This is a genomic window from Siccirubricoccus deserti (assembly GCF_014283215.1).
Classification (GTDB): Bacteria; Pseudomonadota; Alphaproteobacteria; order Acetobacterales; family Acetobacteraceae; genus Siccirubricoccus; species Siccirubricoccus deserti.
Genome location: NZ_JACOMF010000193.1, coordinates 1 through 1,907, shown reverse-complemented (window position 1 = coordinate 1,907; position 1,907 = coordinate 1). Strand labels below are relative to the sequence as shown.

At 67.6% G+C, this 1,907-nt stretch carries 1 protein-coding gene and 1 pseudogene; one reads left to right on the top strand and one right to left on the bottom strand.

Going from position 1 to position 1,907, the window contains the following annotated elements; all coding sequences use genetic code 11:
• Nucleotides 1-385: 385 nt before the first annotated feature.
• A pseudogene (locus H7965_RS29685) lies at nt 386-586 on the top strand (IS630 family transposase); the annotation flags it as partial.
• Between the two features lie 16 nt (nt 587-602).
• Here H7965_RS29685 and H7965_RS29680 read toward each other — a convergent pair.
• On the bottom strand, nt 603-1,556 hold the full coding sequence (locus tag H7965_RS29680; protein ID WP_186774069.1) for a Bug family tripartite tricarboxylate transporter substrate binding protein: 954 nt from the start codon (nt 1,554-1,556) through the stop codon (nt 603-605).
• Nucleotides 1,557-1,907 lie beyond the last annotated feature (351 nt).

Below are 1,907 nucleotides of genomic sequence, written 5' to 3'. Positions count from 1 at the left end.
CGAGTAGTGGCTGCCATAGGCAGGCAGTGCCGTCCGCCCCACCGCAAGCGCCTCACCGGCCACCCGCAGCGCCGACTTCGAAAGCGTCCGCATCGACCACCTCCGGACCGCTCATCCCAAGATAGCCGCCCAAAGTACCCAGCCAAGCCAGGGTTTCAACAGAGCAAGCCCGTCTCTGAACGCTGTCGGAGCGACAGGGGCGTCCATGCGCAGGCGTCAGCCGATCCCGGCCAGGAGCCGCACCACGTCCTCCAGCACGGTGATATTGGCACAATGCCCTGCGGCCAATTCCACCCAGCCCCAACCGTCTTGGCTCCTCACCCACTGCCGGCTCGCCTCGATAGCCGCGTATTGCGGTGCGGTGCAGGACATGTAGGTGCATGGCCTGAGCGCGGTGCAGCGCATCTGGCAGGCCAACCGCCTGCAGCCGCACCGCCTGCGCAGCTTCAAGCGCTCCAGCGACCCCGCCTTCGCCACCAAGGTCGAGGACACCGTCGGCCTGTACATGGACCCGCCCTGCCATGCGGTGGTGCTGTCGATCAACGAGAAAAGCCAAACACAGGCGCTCGACCGTACCCAGCTGGGCAAAGCGGTCACAGACCCTAAGTGTTCTGCACGTCCAGCTTGCTCAGGATTGGCCGCCAGAGCCGGTCTTGGTCCCGCAGGAATTGGGCGAATTCCTCTGGCGTGTTGCCGACGATGAACTGGGCATCCCGCGTCAGCCGTTCCTGGATGCGCGGGTCCCTCAACGACGCGGCAGCCGCGTCGTGCAGCCGCTGTACGCTGGCGGGCGCGGTGCGTGCGGGGGCAAGCAGACCGAACCAGCTCAGCGCCTCGGTCCCTGAGGCAAATTCGGCCACCGTGGGCACTTCGGGCGTAGTCGGCATGCGCTGCGCGCTGGTCCAGCCGATCAGCCGCCCCTGGCCATTTCGGAAAACTGGCACGGCGGTGCTGCCAGCAACCACCAGCGTGTCGAGATTGCCGGCGACGAAGTCGTTCAGCGCCGCCGCATCGCCGCGATAGGTGACGTCCTGCATGCGGATGCCCAGCCGCTCCATCACCAGTAGCATGGCGACGTTGGTTAGCGTGGTCGGGCCATTAGTGCCGTAGGTGATCCCTCCGGGATTGGCCTTGGCCGCGGCGACGAGGGCCGGGATATCGGCCGGGCCCTTATTTTGGGTGATGATACCGAAGGGGTAGGTGGTCGCCAGGGTGATCGGGGCGAAGTCCTCGACCTTGTAGGGCAGGTTCTTCACCACCACGGGGTTGATGCTCAGCGTGGTCCCAGCCGCCATCAGCAGCGTGTTGCCGTCGGGCTGGGCGCGGGCGACGTATTCGGCGCCGACGATGGTGTTGCCGCCGGCCCGGTTTTCGACCAGCACCGTCTGCCCAAGGATCTGCGTCATCCGCTCCGCCATCAAGCGCGAGAGCACGTCAGTGCTGCCGCCAGCGGCGAAGGGCACGACGATGGTAGTAGGCCGCTGCTGCTGGGCACGGGCGATGGCGGGGGCGGCAAGGGCCGCGGCGAGCACAAGGCGGCGCGGGGCAGGGATCATGGCGTCCTCCGGGATTGTTCGGCGCCTCTTTGCCACCGGGCGCCGGGCGCAGCCACCCCCGGATCCCCGCTGCCGCTGTAGCGAGGCCGGTTTCCGTTCGCGCCGCCCGACGCGGCCCAGGAAGGGCCACTGCTATCGGCTCACCTGCATACGCGCACCAACGCCCCCTCAAGACCAAGAGGCAGCCCTTCGTAGGCCGGGCATCACTTGACCTAAAAATCTAGCCCGGATCATTCACGGCGGCGGTGACGCGCGTCCCCTGGCTGGCGCGCGGCTCGCGCCGTGGTTGTGCGGGCGAGCGGGATCGGCGCCGGTCCTATTGGCCGGGGTTCAGGTGCGGATCGCGGGGCT